Below are 25,413 nucleotides of genomic sequence, written 5' to 3' on the forward strand. Positions count from 1 at the left end.
CGCCCGTAGCGAGGTGACGGCATGAGCACCCACACCGAGCACCAGGCCCCGCAGGGCCGGGAGCGGCTCGACGTGAACGACCCCCGGCTCTCCCGGTTCGACATCGTCGAGGAGGGCGCCCGGCGGGACGACATCGAGATCGTCCACTACGAGCCGCAGGTCATCCCCGGCACCAAGGCCGAGCGCCGGCTGACCCGGCTGGTCGCCGGGATGTTCCTGCTGACCGGCCTGGCCGCGACCGCCTTCCTGGTCATCTACATCTGGTGGCCGTGGAGGTACGAGGCCGGCCGCGGCGGCGACAAGTACTTCACCCCGCTGCTCGGCCTCACCCTGGGCGTCGCGCTCCTCGGCATCGGTTTCGGCATCCTCACCTGGGGCAAGAAGCTGCTGCCCAAGGAGGTCTCGATCCAGGACCGCCACGACCAGCCCGGCTCGCCGGAGGAGCGCAAGATCACCGGCGAGACCATGCTCTACATGGCCGACGAGATGGGTATCCGGCGCCGGCCGCTGCTCGGCATCTCGCTGCTGGCCGGCCTCGCGCCGGTCGGTGCGGTCGTCGCGGCCCCGCTGGTCGGTGGCCTGATCTCCCAGCCGCACAAGAACAACCAGATGTTCACCACCGGCTTCGCGCCGGCCGAGGGCGGCAAGAAGATCCGGCTGGTCACCCAGGACGGCCGGCCGATCCGCCCGGCGGACATCAGCGCGGGCGGCCAGATCACTGCCTTCCCCGGCATTGAGCACGGCGTGAGCAACAAGCATGCCGACTCGCCGACGCTGCTGATCCACATGCGCGAGGACGACGCGCAGAAGTCGCGCGCGGCCAACGCCCGGCCGGATGTCGGCCACGGCGACTACATGTGGGGCAACTACGCGGCGTTCTCCAAGATCTGCACGCACGCCGGCTGCCCGGCCAGTCTCTACGAGCAGCAGACCAACCGGCTGCTCTGCCCCTGTCACCAGTCGCAGTTCCTCATCACCGACAACGCCCGGCCGATCTTCGGCCCGGCCAGCCGGCGGCTGCCGCAGCTGCCGATCGAGGTGGACGAGGAGGGCTTCTTCGTGGCGAAGTCCGACTACACCGAAACCATCGGTCCCGACTTCTGGGAGCGGCCATGAAGCGCCGAAAGTTTGACGTAGCAGCGGTGCCGGGCAAGACCGCCGGGGCGCTGGACGACCGCTTCCAGGCGGCCACCCCGCTGCGGAAGCTGCTGAACAAGGTCTTCCCGGACCACTGGTCCTTCCTGCTCGGCGAGATCGCGCTCTTCTCGTTCGTCGTGCTGCTGCTGACCGGTGTCTTCCTGACCTTCTTCTTCGAGCCGGCGATGACCGAGGTCGTCTACAACGGCAGCTACGCCCCGCTGCGGGGCACCCCGATGTCGGCCGCGTACGCCTCCAGCCTGGACCTGTCGTTCGACGTCCGGGGCGGCCTGATCATGCGGCAGATGCACCACTGGGCGGCGCTGCTGTTCATGGCCTCGATCGTGGTGCACATGCTCCGGGTCTTCTTCACGGGCGCGTTCCGCAAGCCGCGGGAGACGAACTGGATCATCGGCTCGCTGCTGTTCTGGGTGGGCTTCCTGGCCGGCTTCACCGGCTACTCGCTGCCGGACGACGGCCTCTCCGGCACCGGTCTGCGGATCGCCTCCGGCATCATGCTGTCGATCCCGGTGATCGGCACCTGGGTCACCTCGTCGATCTTCGGCGGGGAGTTCCCGGGTGAGATCCTCATCAGCCGGGCCTTCATCGCCCACGTGCTGCTCATCCCGGGCCTGCTGGTCGCCCTGATCAGCGTCCACCTGGGCCTGGTCTTCAAGCAGAAGCACACCCAGTGGCCCGGCCCCGGCCGGACCAACGAGAACGTGGTCGGCGAGCGGATGTTCCCGCGCTACGCGCTCAAGCAGGGCGGCTACTTCATGGTCGTCTTCGGCGTGATCGCGCTGATGGGTGGCCTCTTCCAGATCAACCCGATCTGGTACTTCGGCCCGTACGAGGCGTGGGTGGTCTCGGCCGCCAGCCAGCCCGACTGGTACGTCATGTTCCTCGACGGCTCGACCCGCCTCATGCCGGCCTGGCAGATCAACATCCCGATCGGCGACGGGTACGTCATCCCGCCGATTTTCTGGCCGACGGTCGTGCTGCCGGGCATCCTGGTGGGCCTGTCGATGATGTACCCGTTCGTGGAGGCGCGCCGCCTCAAGGACCACAAGCACCACAACCTGCTCCAGCGGCCCCGGGACGTCCCGGCCCGGACCGCCGTGGGCGCGATGGCGGTGTCCTTCTACGTCGTGCTGACCCTCTCCGGAGGCAACGACGTCATCGCCGACAAGTTCCATATCAGCCTGAACGCGATGACCTGGGCGGGCCGGATCGGCCTGCTGATCGTCCCGCCGCTGGCCTACTACTTCACGTACCGGATCTGCCTCGGTCTCCAGCAGCACGACCGGGAGGTGCTGGCCCACGGCGTGGAGACCGGCATCATCAAGCGGCTGCCGGACGGCCGGTTCGTCGAGGTCCACCAGCCGCTCACCGCGGCCGAGCACGACGGGCACGGACTGGAGTACGCCGGCTGGGTCGTGCCGAAGAAGATGAACCGGCTCGGGGCCCTCGGCCCGGCCATCCGGGGCTTCTTCTACCCGATCGAGAAGCCGGCCGAGGCGCCGGTCTCGCCGGGGCACCCGCCGGTCGAGCCCCGACCGGAGCGGGAGGAGGTCGGCAGCGGCGAGAGCCGTCGCTGACCCGCCCGACACACCCGACCGTGGCGCCCGCCGGATCTCCGGCGGGCGCCACGTCCGTTTCCGGCCACGCTCGTCCGCTCCGTCCCACCGGTGCCCCCTCCGCGCCGGGTGCTGCCCGCCGGTCCCGTCCCGGCGGCCCGCCGCCCCGCGACCCGGACGGGTGGAATCGCAGGAATAACCCGGGTCAGCCGGGTATCCGTGCGGTCCAACGAAAAAGGGGGGGAACATGTTGGGTATCAAACGCCTCGGAGTGCTGGCCGCCGTGGTGGTGGTCGGGCTGGCGCCCGCAGCGGCGGCGCAGGCCGCGGCACAGCCGTCCACGCAGGACACCCAGTACCTGCAGGCGTTGCACCAGGTGAACCTGGAGGAAATCGTCACCGGCAACCTGGCGCAGCAGAAGGGCCAGAACCAGCAGGTCAAGGACCTCGGCAAGCAGTTCGTGACGGACCACACCCAGCTGGACCAGACGGTGCAGAGCACCGCGCAGCAGCTGAACGTGAAGTTGCCGTCCGAGCCCACCGCCGACCAGCAGAAGATGGTCGACAAGCTCAACAACCTCAGCGGCGCCGAGTTCGACAAGGCGTGGGTGACCGCCGAGCTGACCGGCCACGTTCAGGCCATCCAGGCCAGCCAGACCGAGATCTCGCAGGGTTCCGAGCAGACGGTGGTCCAGCTGGCCCAGGACGCCCTGCCGGTCCTGCAGGCGCACCTCGACGCGCTGACGGCCCTGGCCCAGACCTTGGGCGTCCCGGTCCCGCAGACCAGCGCCAGCGGCACGCCCAGCCCGGGCGGCAGCGGTACGCCGGGTCCGGGCGGCACCGAGTCCCCGGGTCCGGGCGGCACGAGCACCGAGTCACCGGCCCCGGGCACCACTGAGACGCCGGCTCCGAGCACCAGCTGACGTCGTACGGCCGATGGTGGCCGGTCCGTCCTCCGGGGCGGGCCGGCCGCCGCGCGTTCAGTCGGCGTTGGCCAGCCCGATCGCGAACGCCTCCTCCAGGTCGTGCTGGGAGTACGCCCGGAACGCGATGTGCGACTCGGTGTTGAGCACACCGGGGACCTTGGAGATGCTGCCGGCGATGACCTGGGCGATCTGCTCGAACTCGCGGACCCGGACCATGGCGATCAGGTCGACGTGGCCGGCCACCGAGTAGACCTCGCTGACACCGGGGAGGTTGGCCAGGGTCTCGGCCACCTCGGGGATGGAGTCGGTGGCGCAGTCGATCAGCACGATCGCGGTGATCACGGGACATTTCTCCGTTCGTCGACGTCGTCGCCCATGCTAGAGGCTCGCCGGCGCACGGCGTCCCCGGCTCGTGGATCCCGCTACCGGGGGGCCGCCGGGACCGTCAGGCGGGCGCCGGCGCGCACCACGTCGGTGAGGTGCTCGCCGGCGGCGACCGTGGCGCCGGGCCAGACCACGGCGCGGGTCACGGCCCCGTGGACGACCGCGCCCGCGCCGACCACCGCCCGCTCCACCGGGCCGCTCACCGTCGCCGTCGGGTCGACCAGGCTCCCGCTCCCGGCGGCGTGCAGGTTGGCCGCGAGGTAGTCGGCCGGGGTCCCGGTGTCGTAGAAGGTCCCCCGGTACGGCACCACCTCCAGCGCACCGGCCGCCTCCGCCGGCCGCCAGACCGACCGGACCAGGTCGCCGAAGGTGGGTGGCAGCTCGCGGACCAGCCGCCAGGGCAGCAGCGAGAAACCGACGAAGCGGTGGCCGCTGAAGGTCCCGGGCACCGCCGGGTCGTCGGCCGGCTGACCGAGCAGGCGTACGCTCCGCCCGTCCCAGCCGTCCACCAGCGCGGCGATGTCCGGGCCCGGTGGGGCCTGCGGGTCGGCCAGGTACGCGTCGGCGTTGCCGACCAGCACGCCCCGGCCGGCGATCCAGCCCCGCAGGTTGCCCAGCCCGCCGGCGGTGCCCAGCGGGTCGCCCGGCTCGACCGACGGGTGGGCCCGCGCCCCGACGTGGTCGACCACCCGGCCGCCCAGGTAGCAGGCGTTCACCGCGACCCGGTCCGGGCCGGCGAGGCCGAGCCCGGCCAGCCGGGCCAGGGCCCGGTCCAGCAGCGGCACGTTCCCGACCGGGCAGAGCGCCTTGGGCAGCCGCGCGGTCAGCGGTCGCAGCCGGGTGCCCTCGCCCGCGGCGAGCACCACCGCGCAGACCTCGACCTCCGCCCGCCAACCCGCGCCGGCTGACCCCCTCGGCGTGGTGGTGCCCCTCGGCTCGCTCGCGCTGCGCGCGCCTGCCGGGGGCGGCCCGGAGTTGGTCACGCTCCCGACGGGGTGGCCGGTGGGACCCGTTCGGCTTCCGGGCCGATGCCGTAGCGGCCGAGCAGGCCGGCCGTCGCCCGGCTGAGCCGGGGCAGGTCGTCCAGCGGGTGCCAGGCCGCCTCGAAGACCTCCGCGCCGTCGACCACCAGCTCGGTCGTCGACGCCGGCACCTCCACCTCGAAGACCACGTCCACCCAGCCCTTGGCGTGCACCACCGCGTTCGGCACGGCCGGGCGGAGCTGCCCGGGGGTGACCCGGATGCCGGACTCCTCGAACAGCTCCCGGGCCGCGCCGACCACCGGCGCCTCACCCCGCTGCAGCAGCCCGGCGGGGAGGGTCCAGCTGTAGCCGGGCGGCTGGCGCAGCAGCAGCAGCCGGCCCGGCCCGTCGGCCTCGGCGTCCCGGACCAGCGTCACCGCGCCGACGATGTACTTCGGCACGGCGAGCCGGACCAGCCGGCGGCGCAGCGGGACGGGGAGCCGGTAGAAGACCTGATAGCCGAGGGCCCGTCCGGTGGCACGCGCGCGGGGGATCATGCCTCCAGGCTAGTGGCCGCCTGGTCCGGTCGCGCGAGCGGCGTTCGGCTACTGCCGGTGGTCGACCAGGTCGATGAGTTGCCGGACCACCGCGTCCGGTTCGACCGCCCGGTCGAAGACCGCCACCAGCAGGGTCTCCAGGTCGGGGTAGCCCAGTTCCTCCGACAGCCGCAGCAGCGGCAGGTCGCTGGCCAGTCCCCGGTCGTGCTTGCGCAGGGCCAGGCCGATGGTGGCGCGGCCGAGGCGTACCTTGTCGGCGATCGAGATGCCCGGCTCGGTGTGCCCGGCGAACCAGCGGGTGATCTGCATCTGGGCCTGCGGCGACTTCACGAAGCCGAGCCACTCCCGGCGCGGCCCCCGGGGCGCGGCGTCGGCCTCGAAGCCGCTCTCCGCGTCGGACTCGGTGAAGATCTCCACCACGTCGCCCTCCTTCAGCTCGGAGGAGAGCGGGGCCAGCCGGCCGTTGATGTGCGCCGCCAGGCAGTGGTCGCCCCGCTCCGCCCCCAGCTCGTACGCCAGGTCCACCGGTGTCGCGCCGGCGGGGAGGACGACCTGCCGGCCGTCGGCGACCACCTGGATCTGCGCCTCGGCCAGGTCGCAGCGCAGCGACTCGAGGAACTGCGCCGGGTCGACGGCCTCCTGCTCCCAGTCCAGCACCCGGCGCAGCCAGGCCAGCTCGTCGGCCCGGTCGGCCGCCCGGCCGGTGGCGCGCGGGAACCGGTAGTGGGCGGCGACGCCGTACTCGGCGGCGCGGTGCATCTCCTCGGTCCGGATCAGCACCTCGACCGTGCGGTCCTGGGGGCCGCGGACGCTGGTGTGCAGCGACCGGTAGAGGTTGTTCTTCGGCGAGGCGATGAAGTCCTTGAAGCGGCCGGGCGCCGGGCGCCACAGCCCGTGCACCGCGCCGAGGGCCGCGTAGCAGTCGGTGGCCGGGCCGGCCACCACGATCGAGATGCGGGGCAGGTCGAAGGGGGCGGCGTGGCCGCCGGCCACGGTGTCCTTCCAGATCGAGTAGAGGTGGCGGGGGCGGGGGGCGACCTCGGCGTCCACCCGGCTGTGGCGCAGCGCCACCCTCGTCTTCACGACCACGGCGTCGAGGTACGCGTCCCAGCCCGGCCGGTCGTGCACGTGCCGGGCGATCCGGGCGTGCTCGTCGGGCTCCAGGTGCAGCAGCACCACGTCGTCCAGCTCGCGCTTGAGCGTCTGGATGCCCAGCCGGTCGCAGAGCGGGATCAGCACCTCCTGGGTCTTGCGGGCGATGCGCTCCCGGGAGGCGGCGGACCGGACGCCCAGCGTGCGCATGTTGTGCAGCCGGTCGGCCAGCTTGATGATCAGCACGCGGACGTCCTTGCCGGCCGCGATGATCATCTTGCGGACGGTCTCCGCCTCGGCGGCCTTTCCGTAGAACGCCTTGTCGAACTTGGTCACCCCGTCGACCAGGTGGGCCACCTCCCGGCCGAAGTCCTCCGCGAGGGCCTGGAGGGTGTAGCGGGTGTCCTCCACGGTGTCGTGCAGCAGCGCGGCGACCAGGGTGATGGTGTCCATCCCGAGGTCGGCGCAGATCTGGGCGACCGCGAGGGGATGGGTGATGTACGGCTCGCCGCTCTTGCGGAACTGGCCGCGGTGCATGTTCTCCGCGATGGTGTAGGCGCGGCGCAGCACCGAGGAGTCGGCGCTGGCGTGGATGGTCCGGTGGGCGCGGACCAGCGCGCTGACCGGGTCGGTGTCGTTGGTGGGCCAGGCGAGCAGGGAGCGCAGCCGGCGGGTGAGCGGCAGCTCGCCGGGCTGGGTCGGAAGGGCGCCGCCCAGGGCGGCGCCGTGTCCGGCGTCGACGTCCACCTGGGACACCTCCTCACCCCGGCCCCACGGTCGCCGTCACCGACGATCGGGAGCAGGCCCGCGAAACGGGCAGGACTGCACTTCTCCAACAGCCTAAGCGAGTCGACGTAGTCCGATCGGTCACTTGGTCATGAGCGTTCGGTCGAGAGTTGGTGGGACCCGCCGTTCTCCGCCTTGGCCAGCAGGTCCCGGAAGCGGCCCGCGCCGGTGACGGGCGACGCCCAGCCGGAGGACATCTCCACCAGTCGGGTCTCCGGTCGCTCCAACCAGGACAGGATGCGTTCGGTCTCCTCGGCGGAGGCGTTGGGCACCGGACCGTGCCCGGGCAGCACCGTCTCGGCGGTCGCCCGGATCGCCTCCAGGGTCGGTCGCGGGTGGACACCCGGCGGGGACACCCCGGCCCCGGCCAGCCGGCCGTGCCGGACCAGGGCCAGCTCCCAGCCGCCGTGCGCGGCCCGCCGGGCGGCGGCCAGCTCGGCGATCCCGGTCAGCCCGACCAGGCGTTGCATCCGGACCGTGGCGCGCAGCACCGCCGCCAGCCGGGACCGCACCACCGCCGCCTCCTCGTAGCGCTGGTCGCGGGCGAGCACCTCGATCCGGCCGAGCAGGGCGTCCACCACGACCTGCGGGTCGGTGGTGGTCGCCGTACGGAACGGCGCGGCGGCGCGGTGGTCGTACTCCTCGGGGCTGATCCGGTGCTCGCAGGGCGCCGGGCAGCGACCCAGCTCGGCCAGCGCGCAGGCCGGCATGGTCGTGCGCCGCGACAGCCGGTGCGTGCACTGGCGCAGCGGTACGGCGTCGTGGAAACCCGCGGCGGCCAGCTCGGCGGCGTGCTTGGAGCGGAACGGGCCGAGGTACGCGGTGTCGGTGGGGCCCAGGTTCCGCACCACCGACAACCGGGGGTACGCCTCGTCGGTGAGCTTGAGCCAGACCATCCGCTCCGGGTACTTGGAACGCCGGTTGTACGGCGGCGCGTGCGCGGCGATCAGCCGCAGCTCGCGGACCTCCGCCTCCAGCGAGTGCGCGCACTCGACCGCCTCGACCCGCTCGGCGGCGGCGAGCATCTCGGAGATCCGGGCCCGCTTCTCCCCGGCGGTGAAGTAGCTGCGCACCCGGGTGGCGATGTCGCCGGAGGTGCCGACGTAGAGCGGCCGGTCGTCGGCGGCCCGGAAGATGTACACCCCGGGCACCTTCGGCAGCCCCTCCGCCAGGTGCCGCTTGCGGCGCTGGGTCGGGGTCACCGCCCGGGCGAACTCGATCGCGTCGCCGACGGTGTCCACCCGGTGGCCGCCCAGCCGGGCGATCAGCCCGTGCAGCACGTCCACCGTGGCCTTGGCGTCGTCGAGCGCCCGGTGGGTCGGCTGGGTGGCGGTGCGGAAGTAGGCGGCCAGGGTGCCGAGCTTGCGGTTGGGCACCTCGTCCCGGGTGAGCACCCGGCGGGCCAGCGCCGCGGTGTCCAGCACCCGCGGGTTGGGCCAGCGGTAGCCGTGCTTCACGCAGGCCGCCTTGAGGAACCCCACGTCGTAGGGGGCGTTGTGGGCGACCAGCACGGCGTCGTCGATGAACTCCAGGAAGCTCGGCAGCACCTGCTCGATCGGCGGCGCCGGGACGAGCATGGCCTGGGTGATCCCGGTCAGCACGGTGATGAACGGCGGAATCGGCACGCCCGGGTTGACCAGGGTGGCGAGCACCCCCAGCTCCTCGCCGCCGCGCACCTTCACCGCGCCGATCTCGGTGATCCCGCCGCCGTCCGGCGCGCCGCCGGTGGTCTCCAGGTCGACCACCACGAAGGTGGTCGCGTACAGCGGCAGCGCCGGGTCCACCCCCGCGCCCGCCGTCCGGTCCAGGCCGGCCAGCACCTCCTGGACGTACTCCGCTCGTGCCACCCGCGGCACGCTAGCGGCCGGGTCCGACACTCCCGTCTCAGCCGTCCCAGGAGTTACCACGGGGCTACGATGAGAGATCGGCTCACTCAATGGGCACAGGGCCCGTTCGCGGTGGGAGACTTGCCACATGCCCCTCACCGAGCCGCACGACGACCACCTCCCCGAGGCGGGGCCGGTGGCTGCCGGGCGGGACGCCGGTGGGGGCGACGCGGACGACCTCGCGGCCGGCGCCGAGCAGCCCCGGCCGGGGGAGACCGAGCCCGCCACGCCGGAGCCCGAGCCGGTCCTGCCCGAGCCGGTCCGGCAGCGGATCGTGGCGCTGACCGCCGCGGTGCTGCCGGCGATGCCCACCGACGAGGTGCCGGTCCCGCTGCGCCGGGTGGCCAAGTTCGCCCCCAACCGCCGCGCCCGGCTGGGCGCGCCGGCGATCGCCGCCCAGCTCACCGCCGACCCGCTGTTCCGGCAGCGGGTGACCGCGCGGGTGCTGGCCGACGCCGGTGACCTGGGCACCGCCGTGGCCGAGGGGACCGCGCCGGCCGCCGCCGACCCGGTGGAGGTGGCCGCGCTGGCGTACCTCGTCCGGCCGCGCGGCTGGCGGGAGCTGATCGAGGCGAGCGGCGCCGCGGTACGGGCCGAGGCGGACAGCGCGGTGGTGGCGGAGCTGGTGCGCGAGGCCGAGCAGCGGGCCACTCGGGCCGAGCACGACCGGGCGGTGGCCCGGGTCGAGGCCGACAAGCTCCGCGACGAGCTGGCCCGGGTCCGGGAGGAGCTGGGTCAGCTCCGCGAGGAGTCCCGACAGCTCAGCCGTACGCTGCGCGAGACCCAGGCCCGGGAGCGGCGGGCCAACGAACTGCTCGCCACCGAGCGCGGCCGGGCCGCCCGGGCCGCCGCGGACACGGAGGCGGAGCTGCGCCGGGCCCGGGCCCGGCTGGCCGAGGCGGAGTCGGTGGCCGGGGTCGTCCGGGCCAGCGCCAAGGAGGCGCGCTCGGTCGACGACGCCCGGCTCTGGCTGCTGCTGGAGACGATCGGCCAGGCGGCCGTCGGGCTGCGCCGCGAGCTGGCCCTGGACCCGGTCGAGAAGCTGCCGGCCGACTTCGTCGCCGACGCCTTCGCCAACCAGTCGGCGACCGCCCCGGCCGGCGCCGCCGCCCGGGCTCGGGACACCGACGACCCGGCCCGGCTGGACCAGCTGCTCGCCCTGCCCCGGGCCCACCTGGTCGTCGACGGCTACAACGTGACCAAGCGCGGCTTCGGCGAGATGTCCCTGGAGCAGCAGCGCAAGCGGCTGATCAGCGGCCTGGGCGGGATCGCCGCGCAGACCGGGGACGAGGTCACCGTGGTCTTCGACGGGGCCGAGCGGATGCACGGCCTGCCGCCCACGCCGCGGGGGGTGCGGGTGCTCTTCTCCCGCAAGGGGGAGACCGCCGACGAGCTGATCCGCCGGCTGGTCCGCGCCGAGCCCACCGGCCGGCCGGTGGTGGTGATCTCCTCCGACCGCGAGGTCGCCGACGGGGTGCGTCGGCACGGCGCGTACCCGCTCGGCGCGGACTCGCTGCTGCGCCGGCTGTCCCGCTCCTGACCGTTGATCACCGGTTGTCCGGTTGTGTCGTACCCGGTGATTAGTGTCCGACCTGACCGACGGTGGTCGGGCTGTGACGATGCTGTCGCGCCCGGGCCGCCAGACTGCGTCAGGAGGCGCGATGCTCATCGACTGCGACAGGTGCGGGATCCGGGGCGCCGGCTGCTCCGGCTGCCTGGTGACCGCCCTGCTCGAGGTGGACTCGCCCGGGGCCGGGCTGGACGCCGCGGACCACCGGGCGATCGAGGTGTTCGCCCGGGCCGGCTTCGAGGTGCAGGTGCTGCCCGCGCCGCCGGCTCCCGCCGCCCGCCCCCGTGCCGGGCGGCGGGGCCGGGCGGCGTGAACCAGGCGCCGCGGTGGCCGCGGGGGCCCGTCAGCGGACGGTGCGGCGGGCGTAGAGCCGCCTCGCCCAGAGGTAGCTGACCAGCGCGATGCCGGCGCACCAGGCGGTGGCGACGATGGCGTTCGACCCCACCGGGCCGCCGGTCAGCAGAGCGCGCAGGGTCTCGATGATCGGGGTGAACGGCTGGTACTCGGCGAACTGGCGCAGCCCGGCCGGCATCGACTCGGTGGGCACGAAACCGCTGCCGAGGAACGGCAGGAGCGTCAGCGGCATCGGCAGGTTGCTGGCCGTCTCGACGCTCTCGCTGACCAGGCCGAGAGCCACCGCCAGCCAGGTGAGGGCGAAGGCCGTCATGGCCAGCACCCCGGCGGTGGCGAGCCAGGCGAGCGGGTCGGCGTCGGACCGGAAACCGACCAGCAGCGCGACACCGACGACCACGACCAGGCTGAGCATCGTCTGGATCAGGCTGCCGACCACGTGACCGGTCAGCACCGAAGCGCGGGCGATCGCCATGGTGCGGAACCGGGAAATGATCCCCTCGGTCATGTCGGTGGCGACCGACACCGCTGTGCCGGTGGCCGCGCCGGCCACGCCCATCAGCAGGATGCCGGGCACGACGTAGGTGAGGTACGCGGCCCGCCCGCCGGAGGGGCCGCCGAGGCCGTTGCCCAGGGTCCCGCCGAAGACGTAGACGAAGAGCAGCAGGAACACCACCGGCAGGCCGGCGAGCATCAGCGTCATCGAGGGGTAACGCCGCATGTGCCGCAGGTTGCGGCGCAGCATCGTGCTCGAGTCGCGGACGGCGTGGGAGAGCGTGGTCATGGCAGCGGAACCCTCTCTGCGGTGGGCTGGCCGGTGAGCGCCAGGAAGACGTCGTCGAGGTCGGGGGTGTGCACCGCGAGCGACTCGACGCCGATCGCGGCGCCGTCGAGGCGGTCGAGCAGCGCCCGCAGCGACGCGACCCCGCCGTCGCCGGGGACCTGCAGGGTGAGCTCGTCGGTGCCCGGGGCGCCGCCGACCAGGGACGCCGCCGCGGCGCACTCCGCCGGATCGGTGAACCGCAGGGCGATGTGCCCGCCCGGGACCAGGCGCTTGAGTTCGTCCGGGGTGCCCTCGGCGACCAGCCGGCCGTGATCGAGCACGGCCACCCGGTCCGCGAGCTGGTCCGCCTCCTCCAGGTACTGGGTGGTGAGGAAGACGGTCACCCCGTCGGTGACGAGGTCGCGGACGATCCGCCACACCGCGCGCCGGCTGCGCGGGTCGAGGCCGGTGGTCGGCTCGTCGAGGAAGAGCACGCGCGGCGCGCCGATCAGCCCCATCGCCAGGTCGAGACGGCGGCGCATGCCGCCGGAGTAGGTGGCGGCGACCTTGCCGGCCGCCTCGACGAGGTCGAAGCGCGCCAGCAGCTCGCGGGTGCGTCGCCGGCCCTCCGGACGGTCGAGGTGGTGCAGGTCGGCCATCAGGAGCAGGTTCTCCTCGCCGGTGAGCAGGCCGTCGACGGCGGCGAACTGACCCGTCACGCCGATCGCCGCGCGCACCGCGTCGGGTTCCCGGGTCACGTCGTGGCCGGCGACCCGGGCCTCGCCGTCACCGGCCGGGATGAGCGTGGACAGGATCTGCACGGTGGTGGTCTTGCCGGCGCCGTTCGGACCGAGCAGCGCGAAGATCGTTCCCGGGGCCACGGCGAGGTCGATGCCGTCGAGCACCACCTGGTCGCCGTAGGACTTGCGGAGCCCGGTGGCCGCGATCGCGGGTGGGGCCGAGGTGATCATCGTTTCTCCTCTGGGATGGGGCGGGATCAGCTGCGCCGGATGACGATGTCGCCGTACGAGGTGCGGGCCCGGACCTCGACGGTCCGCTCGTGCTGCGGCGGGGCGTCCGACGGCTCGATCTGGTTGCGCACGGTGCCGAACTGGGTGTGCAGGTCCAGGAAGGCCGCGGTGTCGCCGTGGATGCCGACCTCGAGTTCGCCCATCGCGGTCTTCACCGACACCGATCCACGGAGGACCTCGCCGATCCGGATGTCGCCGTTGGCCGTGGTGGCGGTGACGCCGGCCCGGGCACGGTCGACGGAGATGTCACCGTTGGCCGCGTTCACCCGCAGGTCGCCTGCGACCGTGCCGACCCAGCTGTTGCCGTTGGAATTCTTGATCACCGCGTTTCCGTCGATCTCGCCCAGCCGGAGCCGGCCGGAGCCGGTGCTGACCTCGGCGCGACCGGCGACGGAGGCCACCTCCACCGCGCCGGCGGAGGTGGACAGGTCCAGCGGGCCGGTGTGGTCGGCGTGGATGTCGCCGACGGAGGTCTTCAGCCGGCACTCGCCGAGGTGACCGGTGCAGCGGAATCCGGCGACCGAGGCGCTGCCCTGCACCCGCGAGTCTGTCGGCAGGTCGATCGTCACGTCGATCGACCCGACCTTGCCGAACATGCCCAGCACCTTCTGCCGCGGCCCCTTGATCAGCAGCCTGCCGTCGGCGTATTCGACGCGGGTCTGCTGTGCGGCCTGGACGTCGGCCTCCGCGGTGCCGTCGGTCGGGCGTACCTCGACGACGGTGGTCTCGCGGTCGCCGGCCGCGATGCGGACGTCGCCGACGGCGACGTCCACGGTGACCTGGATCGGTTCCGGGGTGTCGAAGGTGGGCATGGCCGGGTCCTCCCGTGTTCGGGTCGATGGGGGTGTTCTGTGGTGGAGGGTGCTGGCGGCGCCGGGCGGTCAGCGGACCCAGCCGGTGTAGCGCTGGCCGCCGCGGGGGGCCCGCGTCGCCGGTCGGGTCGGGGGAGTGGACTGCACCGCGGCCGTGGCGGCCCGGACGAGCCAGGCGTTGACCGACAGCCCCTCCCGGCCCGCGGCCTCCTCGATCCGGCTCTTGAGCTGGTCGGGCAGCCGGAAGCTGATCCGCGACACCGCGCCGTCCTCGGCGTCGGGCACCGCCGAGGCGTCGGCGCCGGAGTCGGCGGGGCCGGCCTCGAACTGCGGCTCGACCGGCGGTGGCGTCACCACGAAGCTGGGCTCCCGGCCGTGCAGTCGCAGCTCGACCGACCCCGGAGCGAGGTCCCGGGTGATCTCGTTGGCCGCTGCGGACAGCGCCTCCAGCAGCGCCAGCCGGAAGGCTGACTCCATCGGCCCGGTGAGCCGCCCGGCCAGCGTGCGAGCCTCCTCGCCGCCGAGTTCGGCGACATCGGCCAGTTCCCGACGGAGGCTGTCGACATACGACGTCAGATCCATGACGCCATCATGGCATCACTATGACGCCATATCAAGTCTGATTGGCATCAGATGGCGTCTCCTTGGCGCCTCGCGGTGCTGGGGGCCGCCGTTCTACCGCCCGTCCCGGCGCGCGGAGGCCGTGCGGGCGGCGGCCGGGCGGGCAATAGGATGGGCGCTCACGGCGGGAGGGAGCGGCGGCATGACGCGGTTACGGCGTGGTGGCGGCGGACCGGCGCGCGAGGTGTCGGTATGACCGCCCGCGGCTGGGCGGTGCTGACCCTGGCCGGGCTGGTCGTGGCGCTGCTCGTCGCCGGCGCCCTGCTGATCCCCTGGCACCGCCCGCCGGCGCCCCGCGCCGACCAGCTCGCCGCGCTGCGGTCCCTCCCGGTCGACCAGGTGACCCGCGGCCGGGCTTTCCACGCCGCGCTGCGCCCCGGCGGGTACGGCGCCCTGGCCGTCGGCCTGGCGGTGGCCCTCCTGCTCGGGCTGACCCCGCTCGGCAGCCGCCTGGTCGAGCTGGCCGGCCGGCCGTTCGGCGGCCACTGGACCGCCCGGGCGGTGCTCGGCGGGCTGGCCGTGATGCTCCTCGCCGACCTGCTCACCCTGCCCTTCGCCGCCTGGCGGCAGACCGTGCTGACCCGCTACGGGTTGAGCACCCAGGGCTGGGGCGGCTGGGCGGTCGACCTGCTCAAGTCGTACGCGGTCAGCGCGGTCATCGGCGGGCTCGCGCTGCTCGGCTTCTACACCGTCATCCGGATCGCGCCGCGCTGGTGGTGGGCGTTCGGGGCGGCGGGCGCGGCCGGACTGGTGGTGCTGCTGTCGTTCGTGCTCCCGGTGCTGGTCGAGCCGGTGTTCAACCGGTTCACCCCGATGGAGCAGGGCCCGCTGCGCAGCGAGCTGATCACGTTGGCCGCCCGGGACGGCGTGCCGGTGCGCGACGTGCTGGTCGCCGACGCGTCCCGGCGTACCAAGGCGGTCAACGCGTACGTCTCGGGGCTGGGGCCGACCCGGCGGGTGGTGGTCTACGACACCCTGCTGCGCGAGGCGACCCCGGCCGAGGTGACCAGCGTGGTCGCCCACGAGCTGGGGCACGCGAAGGACCGGGATGTCTGGGTCGGCACCCTGACCGGGGCGCTGGGCGCCGCGGCCGCGGTGGTCGCGCTCTACCTGATCGGCTCCTGGGCGCCGCTGCTGCGGCTGGCCGGGGTCGACTCCGTGGCCGAGCCGCGCGCCTTCCCGCTGCTGATCGCGCTGGTCACGGTCGTCGGGCTGGTCGCCGCGCCGGTCCAGGCGCTGGTCTCCCGGCGGGTGGAGGCCCGGGCCGACGCGCACGCGCTCGCCCTGACCGGCGATCCCGCGACCTTCGAGGCGATGCAGCGCCGGCTGGCCGGGGTGAACCTGGCGGACCCCGACCCGCCCCGCTGGGAGTACCTCTGGTCGGCCTCGCATCCGTCCACCGTGGAGCGGATGGCCGCCGCCCGCGCCTACGCCAGGGAGAGCGGCCGATGAGCCGGACGTTGCTGGTCACCAATGACTTCCCGCCCCGCCCCGGCGGCATCCAGTCCTTCGTGCACCAGCTCGCGGTGCGCCAGCCCGCCGGCTCGGTGGTGGTGTACGCGTCGAGCTGGCGGGGCGCCGAGAAGTTCGACGCCGACCAGCCCTTCGAGGTGGTCCGGGAACGCACCCGCGTGCTGCTGCCCACCCCGCTGATCGCCCGGCGGGCGGCGAAACTGGCCCGCGCGTACGACTGCGACACGGTCTGGTTCGGCGCGGCGGCCCCGCTGGGGCTGCTCGCGGCGGGGCTGCGCCGGCGGGCCGGGATCCGGCGGGCGGTGGCCCTGACCCACGGCCACGAGGTCGGCTGGGCGGCGCTGCCCGGCGCCCGCGCCGCGCTGCGCCGGATCGGCCGGGGCGTGGACGTCACCACCTACCTGGGGGAGTACACCCGGGTGCGGCTGGCCCGGGTGCTGGACGGGGTGACCGAGCTGCGCCGGCTGGCGCCGGGGGTGGACGTGGACACCTACCACCCGTCCGTCGACGGGGAGCCGGTCCGGGTCCGGCTGGGCCTGGCCGACCGGCCGGTGGTGGTCTGCGTGTCCCGGCTGGTGCCGCGCAAGGGCCAGGACATGCTGATCCGGGCGATGCCGGAGATCCGCCGGCGGGTGCCCGACGCCGCACTGCTGATCGTCGGCGGGGGTCCCTACCGGGCGTACCTGGAGAAGCTGGCCCGCCAGACGGGAGTGGAGCGGGACGTGGTCTTCACCGGCTCGGTGCCGTCGGCGGAACTGCCGGCGCACTACGCGGCCGGCGACGTGTACGCCATGCCGTGCCGCACCCGCAACCGCGGCCTGGACGTCGAAGGCCTGGGGATCGTCTACCTGGAGGCCAGCGCGACCGGGCTGCCGGTGGTGGCCGGCGACTCCGGCGGCGCGCCGGACGCGGTCCGTGAGGGGGAGACCGGCTACGTGGTCCGGGGTCGGGACGTCGCCCAGCTCGCCGACCGGGTGGCGACGCTGCTCGCCGACCGGGACCTGGCCCGCCAGCTCGGCGCGGCCGGCCGGGCCTGGGTGGAGCGCGAGTGGCGCTGGGAGACCCAGGCGCAGCGGATGGCCGCCCTGCTCGCCGGCTGACCTCCGGCGCGCCGCCTCCCGCGGGATCACCGACCGCCAGGGGCGTCCGCGGTCAGGCCAAGGTGGGCGAGGGTACGGTCGGCGGGGGCCGGGCGCCCGAAGTGCCAGCCCTGGCCGGCGTCGCAGCCGATCGTCCGCAGCCGGTCGGCCTGGTCGGCGGTCTCCACGCCCTCGGCGGTGACGGTCAGGTCCAGGGCGTGCGCCAGGGACACCAGCGAGGCGAGGATCCGCTCGTCGGTACGGCAGCCCGGGTCGCCGGCCGGGGCGCGTAGGCCGGCCACGAACTCGCCGGCCACCTTCAGCTCGGTCACCGGCAGGTCCCGCAGGTAGGCGAGGTTGCAGTAGCCGGTGCCGAAGTCGTCGATGGCGATCCGCACCCCGAGGCCGGCCAGCACCCGCAGGGCCCGTACCGGCTCCTCGGCCGCGCTCATCATGGTGCTCTCGGTGATCTCCAGCTGAAGCCGTTCCGGGGGCAGTCCGGTCTGCCGGAGCACGCCCCGCACCTCCTGCACCAGGCCGGGGCGGCGCACCTGGCGGACGGCGAGGTTGACGCTGACGAACGGCGGGTCGTCGTGCCCCGCCGACCAGCGCTCCGCCTCCCGGCAGGCCTCGGCCAGCACCCAACCGCCGAGCCGGACGATCAACCCGGTCTCCTCGGCCAGCCCGATGAAGCTGTCCGGCCGGAGCACACCCAGCTCGGGGTGGCGCCAGCGGACCAGCGCCTCCATGCCGAGCACCCGCCCGTTCCGTAGCGAGGTCAGGGGTTGGTAGTCCAGATAGAACTCGCCCCGGTCGAGGGCGGCGGGGATGGCCGCCGACAGGGCGTACCGGGCCAGCTCGCGACGGTTGCGGTCGGCGTCGAACAGGGCCCAGCGGGCGCCGCCGGCCGCCTTGGCCCAGTGCAGCGTGCTGTCGGCGGCCCGCATCAGCTCACCCGGCGAGGTGCCGGCCACCTGCCGTTCGACGATGCCGATGCTCGCCGACACGGTCAGCTCGTGACCGTCCACCAGGGCCGGTTCGCTCACCGCCGCGAGGGCCGCCTCGGCGACCTTGACCGCGTCGTCGGTGCCGGCGGTCCGCTCGACCAGGATCACGAACTCGTCCCCGCCGAGCCGGGCGACCAGGCGCTCGCCGACGGCCCGGCGCAGCCGCTGCGCCACCGACACCAGCAGCGAGTCGCCGACCTGGTGGCCGAGGGAGTCGTTGACCACCTTGAACCGGTCCAGGTCGAGGAAGCAGACGCCGATCCGGTCGGCGCCCCGGCCGGGCTCGTCGATGGCGGCGGAGAGCCGTTCGGTGAACAGGGTGCGGTTGGGCAGGTCGGTGAGGGGGTCGTGGGTGGCCTGGTGCCGGAACCGGGCCTCGCTGTCCCGCAGCGCCCGTTCGGCCTGCGCCCGGGCCACCATCGCGGCCCGCCGGATGGATTCCTGCTCGTCCAGCGTCCGGTCCCGCACTGCGCGGGCGTACCCGGTGGCCACGGTGGCCAGCAGCCGGGCCATCCGGTCCTCGACGTCGTCTGCGACCAGCCCGAGGTCGCGGACCAGGCGGAGCTGGATGACCTCGATGGTCCGGCCGAGCCCCTCCGCCGAGGCGATGTGCGCCGACACCAGCTCGGCGCCGACCTGCTGGCCGATCCGCAGGTCGAACGGCTCGGCCTGGATCGCCACGGCCAGCCGCTCGGTGAGCCGTTGCAGCAGGGCCTCCAGCTGGGCCTGGGTCATCGGCAGGTAGCTCGTCCCGGAGACCGCCTTGGCCCAGGCCCGGGCGAAGGCGCCGGGGCAGGAGCGGGCCCCGGAGGCCCCGTCACCCACCGAGACGCCCGACGCCGCCCATGAAGACCGCCTGCTCCGCGTTCTCCGCCTGCTCCGGGGACTCCGGCCGCCACTGCGGGACCCAGACCACGCCCGGGTCGACCAGCTCGAAGCCGTCGAAGAGCGCGGTCAGTTCGGCCCGGCTGCGGATCCAGAGCTGGTTGTCGGTGCGGCGGTAGACCCGCTCCGCCTTCGCCCGCTCACCGGTCTCGCCGCGGCCGTCGTCGCTGGCCTGCGACATCACCAGGTAGCTCCCGGGCGCCAGGGCCGCCCGCAGCGTCCGCAGGATCTCCTCCGGCCGGTCGAAGTCCGGGATGAAGTGCAGCACCGCCACGATCATCACCGCGACCGGCTGGGAGAAGTCCAGCAGCTTGGTGACCTCGGGATGACCCAGGATCGCCTCCGGCCGGCGCAGGTCCTCCTGGATGACGGTGGCCCGGTCGTTGCCGTTGAGGATCTCCCGGCTGTGCGCCACCGCCACCGGGTCGACGTCGACGTAGATCACCCGCGACTCCGGGTCGATCCGCTGGGCGATCTCGTGCACGTTGCCGACGGTGGGGATGCCGGAACCGATGTCGAGGAACTGGCGTACCCCGGCGTCGGCCAGGAACTGCACCGCGCGGCGCAGGAAGGCCCGGTTGGCCTGGGCCATCAGCGGGGCCTCGGGCACCGCGTCCACCATGGCCCGGGCCGCCGCCCGGTCGGCGGCGAAGTTGTGCGAGCCGCCGAGGTAGTAGTCGTACATGCGGGCCACGCTGGGGCGCTCGATGTCGATCGTGTCGGGTGCCCAGTCCGGCCGCTGCATGCCTTGCCCCTTTGTGTCGCCAGCGCGTGAAATCCGCGGCCACGTGGGCCACCCGGGTATTCTGCCCGGCCGCTGTCGCGGTGCAAAGACCGCGGTCTCTGCGCGGTCGACCTTTCACCGTACGCAACCGCAACCGCCCGGAATGCCGCAGAGGCCCGGTCCGGGACGGACGCGGGCCGCTGCGGTGAGCTGTCGGAGCCTTTAGAACTTGGGGGCGTCCGGGGCCTCCAGCAGACCGAGCCGCAGCGCGGTCATCAGCGCCTGGGCCCGGTTGGCGGCGCCCAGCTTCTCGTAGAGCTTCGAGATGTGCGTCTTGGCGGTCGACTCGCTGACGAAGAGCTGCTTGGCGATGCCTGCCACGCTCATGCCGTCGGCGAGCAGCCGCAGCACCTGCCCCTCGCGCGGGGAGAGCTGCGGCCCGGACGGGGCCAGCCGGCGCTTCATCGCCTCGGCCAGGTCGGCCGCGGTGAAGGCACTGGGGGAGGAGGCGGCGTGCCGGGCGGCCGCCACCACCTCGTCGGCCGGGGCGGTCTTCGGCACGAACGCGCTCGCTCCCGCCTCCAGGGCACCGAAGAGCTGGTCGTCGCCGGCGTACATGGTGAGCACGACGATGCCCATCGACGCGCTGGACTTGCGGAGCGCTCGGGTGGCCTCCAGCCCGCTGCCGTCGGGCAGCCGCAGGTCCATGATCACCACGTCCGGCTGGAGCGCGCCGGCCTGGCGTACACCCTCCGCGGCCGTGGCGGCCTCGCCCACGACCTCGAACTGCCGGTCCCGCTCGAACGCGTGCCGCAGGCCCTTGCGGATCAGGTCGTGATCGTCGACAAGGAGAACCTTGGTACGGGTGGCCGGTGTCGGACTAGTGGTCATCCTCGGGTTACTCCCCTTCTGCTGCTGTGCTGCCGCGCACCTTATCGCGCCGGGGTGAGGAGCCGAGTACCACCGCCACGGTCGTCCCGCTGGGTTGTCGCGGTCTGATCTCCAGCCGGCCCCGGATACGTTCCGCCCTCTCCGCCATGATCGCAAGCCCGTAGTGCCCGTCCGGGCGCTGATCACCGATGCCGTGACCATCATCCGACACTTCGATCTGGGCGTACGGGGGGTCCACCTCACAGGTGACCCACAGATTGGACGCCCCGGCGTGCTTGCGCGCGTTGGTCACCGCCTCCTGGGCGATCCGCAGCAGCTCGGCCTCGGTGGCGGCGGGCAGGCGGGCGGTCGACTCGTCCAGCGACAGGTGCACCCGCAGGCCGCCGGACGCGCCCACCGTGCGGGCGTACTCGGCGATCGCGGCGGCCAGGCCACCGTGCCGGTCCACCTCGCTGCGCAGCTCGAACAGGCTCAGCCGCAGCTCGGTGATCACCCGGGTCACCTCCTGGCGCAGGGTCCGCAGCGAGTCGGCGGTCTCCTCCGCGTCGTCGTGCACCGTGGCCAGCGCGTTGTCGATGCCGTAGCCGACCATCACCAGCTCCTGGGCGACCCCGTCGTGGATCTCCCGGGCCAGCCGCTGCCGCTCCTCGTTGGTGGCCAGCGACCGCACCTCGTCGAAGAGCAGGGCGGCCTCCAGCCGCAGCGCCGCCGGCCCGGTCAGCGCGGTCACCCGGGCCACCACCGGCGGCGGGTAGGCGTGCCCGGCGTCCGCCTCGAGGACCACCAGGCCGACCGTCCGGACCCCGGCGACCAGCGGCACGATCAGCGCGGAGACCTCCCCGCCGCGGTGCGAGCGGGACTGGGAGCGGGCCGAGGTCTGTGCCTGCTGGCTGGCCCAGGCGTCCGCGATCGCCGAGTCCGCGTCGAGCGTGGTCTCCCAGTCGACCCGGTCCACGCCGACCTGGGCGAGCACCACCAGCCGGCCGCCGCCGCTGGCGGAGAGCACCGCGCCACGGTCGGTCTTCGCCACCACCCGCAGCTCCTCCAGCAGGTGCTCGGAGATGCCACCCGGGTCGAGGGTGGCCCCGGGCAGCTGGCGGGCGACCGTACGGAGCTGGGTCAGCAGCCGGGTGGCCTCGGCGTACGGCTGGGGCTTGCCCTCGCCGCGGACCCGCATCACCCGCTGCAGGGTGCGGGCGGTGTACAGGCCGAGCGCGGCGAGGATCAGCCACTGCGCGCAGACCGCGAGGTAGCCGGGCTCGGTGACCTGGCGGGCGCCGTGGACCTCGGTGAGCGCCGCGGCGACCAGCAGGGTGGCCGCGGCGACCGCGAGCAGCGCCGCGCCCTCGGTGAACCGGCGGCGCAGTGCCGTCACGGTCACCGGCACGGCGAGGTACGGCAGCACGGCCGAGGCGCCCAGCCCGCCGGTCACGCCGGTCAGGTGGGTGTCGGCGGCGACCTGGCTGGCGGCCAGCCCGAGGACGACCACCTCGGCGAACCGGCTGAGCGGGCCGAGCAGCCGATGCTGGGGGGCGAGGACGGCCGGCAGCCCGGCGACGCCCAGCAGGGCTATCCACCAGAGCTGGGCGACGTCGCGGGTGGCGAACAGGGTGAGGACGGCGACCAGCGTGAGCAGGACCGCGCGCGCGGCCGCGGCGAGGGGTTGCGTCTGGGGCTGGCTGGGTGTGGAGGCGGGCACGTGACGGATCGTAGTCAGCCTCGGTAGATGTCGGCGATCTCCGCCGCGTACGTCTTGTGCACGACCTGCCGTTTGACCTTCAGCGACGGGGTCAGCTCGCCGGTGGCCTCGGTGAAGTCCTGTGGCAGGATCCGGAAGACCTTGATCGCCTCGGCCTTGGAGACCGACTGGTTGGCCTGGTCGACCGCGTCCTGCACCTCGGCCCGCAGCGTCTCGTCGTCCCGCAGCTCGGCGACCGTGGTCGCCTCCGGCCGACCCTGCGCGGCGAGCCACTTCGGCAGCGCCTCCTCGTCGATGGTGACCAGCGCCGCGATGAACGGCTGCCGGTCGCCGACCACCACGCACTGGCTGATCAGCGAATGCGCGCGGACCTGGTCCTCCAGGATGGCCGGGGCGACGTTCTTGCCGCCGGCGGTCACGATGATCTCCTTCTTGCGGCCGGTGATGCTCAGGTAGCCGTCCTCGTCGAGCTGGCCCAGGTCGCCGGTGCGGAACCAGCCGTCGCTGGTCAGCGCCTCGGCGGTGGCCGCCTCGTTGTGCCAGTAGCCCTGGAAGACCAGGTCGCCGGAGATCAGGATCTCGCCGTCGTCGTCGATCCGGATGGTCACGCCGGGCAGCGGACGACCGACCGTGCCGATCTTGGTGCCGGTGGGCAGGTTCGCGGCGGCGGCGGGGGAGGTCTCGGTGAGCCCGTAGCCCTCGCAGATGGTCACCCCGATGCCCCGGAAGAAGTGCCCGAGCCGCGCGCCGAGCGGGGCGCCCCCGGAGATCGCGTCGCGGCAGCGGCCGCCGAGCGCGGCCCGCAGCTTGCGGTAGACCAGCTTGTCGAAGGCCGCGTGCTGGGCGCGCAACGCCAGGCCGGGCCCGTCGGCGGTCTCCAGCGCCTCGCTGTACGCGATGGCGACCTTCTCGGCCCGGTCGAAGATCTTGCCCTTGCCGTCCGCCTCGGCCTTCTGCCGGGCCCCGTTGTAGACCTTCTCGAAGACCCGGGGCACGGAGAGCACGAAGGTCGGCTTGAACTCCTGCAGCTCGCCGACCAGGTCCTTGGTGTCGGCGCAGTGCGCCATGGTGGCCCGGGCCTGCACCACGCCGATCTGGATGAGCCGGGCGAACGCGTGCGCGAGCGGCAGGAAGAGCAGGGTGGAGGCACCCGGGCGGAACAGGTTCGGCAGCACCGGCACCGCGTTGGCGATGTCGGCGTACATGTTGCGGTGGGTCAGCACGCAGCCCTTCGGGCGGCCGGTGGTGCCGCTGGTGTAGATGATCGTCGCCACGTCGCCGGCCTTCACCGTCTTGCGGCGTACCTGGATCTCGGCCGGGTCGACCGACTCGCCGGCGGCGACCAGCTCGTCCACCGCGCCCAGGTCGATCTGCCAGACCTGGCGCAGCTCCGGCAGGCGGTCGCGGACGCCGGCGACCAGGGTGGCGTGGCCGGTGGACTCCACCACCGCGGCGACCGCGCCGGAGTCGGCGAGGATCCAGGCGGCCTGCTCGGCGCTGGAGGTCTCGTAGATCGGCACGGTGACCGCGCCGGCCGCCCAGATGGCGTAGTCGAGCAGCGTCCACTCGTAGCGGGTGCGGCTCATCAGGGCGACCCGGCCACCGGGGGAGATGCCGGCGGCGACCAGGCCGCGGGCCACGGCGACGACCTCGTCGCGGAACTGCCGGCAGGTCACGTCCACCCAGGCCCGGCCCTCGGCGCCGGCCGGCGCCCGCCGGACGAACTGCACGCTGTCCGGGGCGACCTCGGCGTTGTCCCAGACCGGGTCGGTCAGGTTTGCCGCGTCGCCGACGGTGACGATGGGCGGAACGGAGAACTCGCGCACCTGCACTCCCTCGTGCTCGCACTGGCCGGGGCCGGCCGTGGTCGGCTCTGTCGAAACCTACCCGTCCACCCCGGCGGGTGAGGTAGGGAGGTTGCCCGCCCGGCTGGTGGGACGCCGGGCCCGCGCCGCCGACTTCGGCGGCGCGGGGTGGAGCGACGCGCGCGGGGCCGCCGCCGGGTAGCCTCCCCCCATGGCGGACTCCTCCACCCAGTCGATCATCATCGGCGCGCCACCGGACCAGGTGGCGGCGGTCATCTGCGACTTCCCCAGCTACCCCGAGTGGACCGAAGCGGTGCGGCGGGCGGAGGTGGTCGAGGAGTACGAGGACGGGTACGCCAGCCAGGTCCGGTTCACCATCGACGCCGGCGTGCTGGCCGACGAGTACGTGCTGGCCTACGAGTACGCCGAGGACGTCTCCCGGATCGAGTGGCACCTGGTCGAGCCCTCGAAGATGCAGAAGGCCCAGCGCGGCTCGTACGACCTGGTCGGCAACCCGGACGGCACCACGACCGTGACGTACACGCTCGAGGTGGAGCTCTCCGTGGCGATGCTCGGCATGTTTCGGCGCAAGGCCGAGAAAATGATCATGGATACCGCGTTGAAGCAGCTCAAGCGCCGGGTAGAAGCACCCGGTGCGGCCCACTGACCCGACCGGCGACCCGGTCTGCACGGTAGAGGAGCCGACCATGGGGAGTACGGATCCGGGTTCGGCCCGGGAAGAGGCGGAACGTCTGGTCGCCATGCTGCTGGCGACCGCCCGGCTGACCGGTTCGAATCCCGGGGCCGGGCCCTGGGGTCCGCTCGGTGGGATCCTCTCGGGTGTCCTCGGTCACAGTGCCGGCACCGGCCGGACCGGCGGCGGGGACGGCCCGCCGTCCGGCGCCGGCTCCGGGGCCGCCGGTTTCGCCACCGGCTCGGCCGAGTGCTGCGTCTGCCCGGTCTGCCGGGGTATCGCCGCGTTGCGCGATCCGAGTCCCGAATTCGCCGAGCGGCTGGCGACCGGAGCCGGGGACCTGGCCGCGGGGGTGGCCAGCCTGCTGCGCGCCTTCGCCCCGGCCGAGCCCACCCGCCCGACCTCACCGGCCGCCGCCGGTGGGTCGGCCGGACCGGCCGCCGGCGCAGCGGCGGGGGACCACGTGTGGCGCGAGGCCACCCGTACCGGGCATGATTCTCAGCCGGCACCCGAGCAGGACGTGTGGTCCGCCGCCACCCGGGGGGAGGGCGCGACCGATCCGGGTGCCGTCGTGCCGCCCGCCGATGCTGGCGGGCCGGACGTGCCGGTGACCCGGCCGCCGGCCGGCCGTCCCGTGGTGCCCGCCTCGCGGGCGTCCGGCGAGGTGGGCGAGGACGCACCAGGCGACGGGGCCTGACCACC

Annotated in this window: 23 protein-coding genes; 9 read left to right on the forward strand and 14 right to left on the reverse strand. The window is 73.8% G+C overall.

Annotated features, from left to right (window positions below; translation table 11 throughout):
- Positions 1-21 precede the first annotated feature (21 nt).
- The 3 genes from qcrA to GA0070613_RS17640 all read left to right on the forward strand — a co-directional run bounded on the left by qcrA (position 22) and on the right by GA0070613_RS17640 (position 3,636).
- A complete protein-coding gene (gene qcrA, locus GA0070613_RS17630) occupies positions 22-1,116 on the forward strand; it encodes a cytochrome bc1 complex Rieske iron-sulfur subunit (RefSeq protein ID WP_089013303.1) in 1,095 nt (364 codons plus the stop codon).
- A complete protein-coding gene (qcrB, locus tag GA0070613_RS17635; protein ID WP_089013304.1) occupies positions 1,113-2,735 on the forward strand; it encodes a cytochrome bc1 complex cytochrome b subunit in 1,623 nt (540 codons plus the stop codon). The genes qcrA and qcrB overlap by 4 nt, the downstream gene beginning before the upstream one ends.
- Before the next feature lie 226 nt (positions 2,736-2,961).
- Positions 2,962-3,636, forward strand: coding sequence for a DUF4142 domain-containing protein (locus GA0070613_RS17640; protein ID WP_089013305.1), 675 nt, complete (start codon positions 2,962-2,964; stop codon positions 3,634-3,636).
- A 57-nt stretch (positions 3,637-3,693) separates the two neighbouring features.
- Here GA0070613_RS17640 and GA0070613_RS17645 read toward each other — a convergent pair whose 3' ends face one another.
- The 5 genes from GA0070613_RS17645 to GA0070613_RS17665 form a co-directional block, all read right to left on the reverse strand.
- Complete coding sequence (locus GA0070613_RS17645) at positions 3,694-3,981, reverse strand: Lrp/AsnC family transcriptional regulator (protein WP_013287689.1); 288 nt, start codon at positions 3,979-3,981, stop codon at positions 3,694-3,696.
- 80 nt (positions 3,982-4,061) lie between these two features.
- Positions 4,062-4,889, reverse strand: coding sequence for a sugar phosphate nucleotidyltransferase (locus tag GA0070613_RS17650; protein WP_089013306.1), 828 nt, complete (start codon positions 4,887-4,889; stop codon positions 4,062-4,064).
- A gap of 113 nt (positions 4,890-5,002) precedes the next feature.
- The gene (locus GA0070613_RS17655) at positions 5,003-5,542 is read right to left on the reverse strand and encodes an NUDIX hydrolase (protein WP_089013307.1); all 540 of its coding nucleotides are present in this window, start codon (positions 5,540-5,542) and stop codon (positions 5,003-5,005) included.
- 48 nt (positions 5,543-5,590) lie between these two features.
- Complete coding sequence (locus tag GA0070613_RS17660) at positions 5,591-7,381, reverse strand: RelA/SpoT family protein (RefSeq protein ID WP_089013308.1); 1,791 nt, start codon at positions 7,379-7,381, stop codon at positions 5,591-5,593.
- A gap of 128 nt (positions 7,382-7,509) precedes the next feature.
- Positions 7,510-9,267, reverse strand: coding sequence for a DEDD exonuclease domain-containing protein (locus GA0070613_RS17665; protein ID WP_089016019.1), 1,758 nt, complete (start codon positions 9,265-9,267; stop codon positions 7,510-7,512).
- Between the two features lie 127 nt (positions 9,268-9,394).
- On the opposite strand from GA0070613_RS17665, the gene GA0070613_RS17670 reads away from it, so the two are divergent.
- Complete coding sequence (locus GA0070613_RS17670; protein WP_089013309.1) at positions 9,395-10,846, forward strand: NYN domain-containing protein; 1,452 nt, start codon at positions 9,395-9,397, stop codon at positions 10,844-10,846.
- Between the two features lie 121 nt (positions 10,847-10,967).
- A complete protein-coding gene (locus GA0070613_RS17675) occupies positions 10,968-11,189 on the forward strand; it encodes a hypothetical protein (protein ID WP_089013310.1) in 222 nt (73 codons plus the stop codon).
- Between the two features lie 30 nt (positions 11,190-11,219).
- Here the strand turns inward: GA0070613_RS17675 and GA0070613_RS17680 are convergent, their stop codons facing one another.
- The 4 genes from GA0070613_RS17680 to GA0070613_RS17695 form a co-directional block, all read right to left on the reverse strand.
- Positions 11,220-12,011, reverse strand: a complete 792-nt coding sequence (locus GA0070613_RS17680) for an ABC transporter permease (protein ID WP_089013311.1) — start codon at positions 12,009-12,011, stop codon at positions 11,220-11,222.
- Entirely contained in the window at positions 12,008-12,961 is a 954-nt protein-coding gene (locus GA0070613_RS17685; protein ID WP_089013312.1) for an ATP-binding cassette domain-containing protein, read from the reverse strand. Before GA0070613_RS17685 ends, GA0070613_RS17680 begins: the two co-directional genes overlap by 4 nt.
- A gap of 26 nt (positions 12,962-12,987) precedes the next feature.
- Entirely contained in the window at positions 12,988-13,833 is an 846-nt protein-coding gene (locus tag GA0070613_RS17690) for a DUF4097 family beta strand repeat-containing protein (protein ID WP_089013313.1), read from the reverse strand.
- A gap of 69 nt (positions 13,834-13,902) precedes the next feature.
- Positions 13,903-14,415: a hypothetical protein gene (locus GA0070613_RS17695; RefSeq protein ID WP_089013314.1), complete on the reverse strand. Its 513-nt coding sequence runs from the start codon at positions 14,413-14,415 to the stop codon at positions 13,903-13,905.
- Between the two features lie 231 nt (positions 14,416-14,646).
- Here GA0070613_RS17695 and GA0070613_RS17700 point away from each other — a divergent pair, with 231 nt between their 5' ends.
- Together GA0070613_RS17700 and GA0070613_RS17705 are read left to right on the forward strand one after the other, a co-directional pair.
- Complete coding sequence (locus GA0070613_RS17700) at positions 14,647-15,906, forward strand: M48 family metallopeptidase (RefSeq protein WP_089013315.1); 1,260 nt, start codon at positions 14,647-14,649, stop codon at positions 15,904-15,906.
- Entirely contained in the window at positions 15,903-17,027 is a 1,125-nt protein-coding gene (locus tag GA0070613_RS17705; protein WP_089013316.1) for a glycosyltransferase family 4 protein, read from the forward strand. The genes GA0070613_RS17700 and GA0070613_RS17705 overlap by 4 nt, the downstream gene beginning before the upstream one ends.
- 26 nt (positions 17,028-17,053) lie before the next feature.
- Here GA0070613_RS17705 and GA0070613_RS17710 read toward each other — a convergent pair whose 3' ends face one another.
- From GA0070613_RS17710 to GA0070613_RS17730, 5 genes are all read right to left on the reverse strand, one after another.
- A complete protein-coding gene (locus GA0070613_RS17710) occupies positions 17,054-18,748 on the reverse strand; it encodes a putative bifunctional diguanylate cyclase/phosphodiesterase (protein ID WP_172876000.1) in 1,695 nt (564 codons plus the stop codon).
- An 82-nt stretch (positions 18,749-18,830) separates the two neighbouring features.
- The gene (locus GA0070613_RS17715; RefSeq protein ID WP_089013318.1) at positions 18,831-19,643 is read right to left on the reverse strand and encodes an SAM-dependent methyltransferase; all 813 of its coding nucleotides are present in this window, start codon (positions 19,641-19,643) and stop codon (positions 18,831-18,833) included.
- A gap of 201 nt (positions 19,644-19,844) precedes the next feature.
- A complete protein-coding gene (locus GA0070613_RS17720) occupies positions 19,845-20,513 on the reverse strand; it encodes a response regulator transcription factor (protein ID WP_007072219.1) in 669 nt (222 codons plus the stop codon).
- A gap of 7 nt (positions 20,514-20,520) precedes the next feature.
- A complete protein-coding gene (locus GA0070613_RS17725; RefSeq protein WP_089013319.1) occupies positions 20,521-22,212 on the reverse strand; it encodes a GAF domain-containing sensor histidine kinase in 1,692 nt (563 codons plus the stop codon).
- Positions 22,213-22,226: 14 nt separating this feature from the next.
- Positions 22,227-24,038, reverse strand: coding sequence for an AMP-dependent synthetase/ligase (locus tag GA0070613_RS17730; protein WP_089016020.1), 1,812 nt, complete (start codon positions 24,036-24,038; stop codon positions 22,227-22,229).
- Between the two features lie 190 nt (positions 24,039-24,228).
- Here GA0070613_RS17730 and GA0070613_RS17735 point away from each other — a divergent pair, with 190 nt between their 5' ends.
- Together GA0070613_RS17735 and GA0070613_RS17740 are read left to right on the forward strand one after the other, a co-directional pair.
- A complete protein-coding gene (locus GA0070613_RS17735; RefSeq protein ID WP_089013320.1) occupies positions 24,229-24,684 on the forward strand; it encodes an SRPBCC family protein in 456 nt (151 codons plus the stop codon).
- 40 nt (positions 24,685-24,724) lie between these two features.
- Positions 24,725-25,408: a hypothetical protein gene (locus tag GA0070613_RS17740; protein ID WP_089016021.1), complete on the forward strand. Its 684-nt coding sequence runs from the start codon at positions 24,725-24,727 to the stop codon at positions 25,406-25,408.
- The last annotated feature ends 5 nt before the right edge of the window (positions 25,409-25,413 follow it).

It is taken from the genome of Micromonospora inositola (assembly GCF_900090285.1).
In the GTDB taxonomy this organism is placed as follows: Bacteria; Actinomycetota; Actinomycetes; order Mycobacteriales; family Micromonosporaceae; genus Micromonospora; species Micromonospora inositola.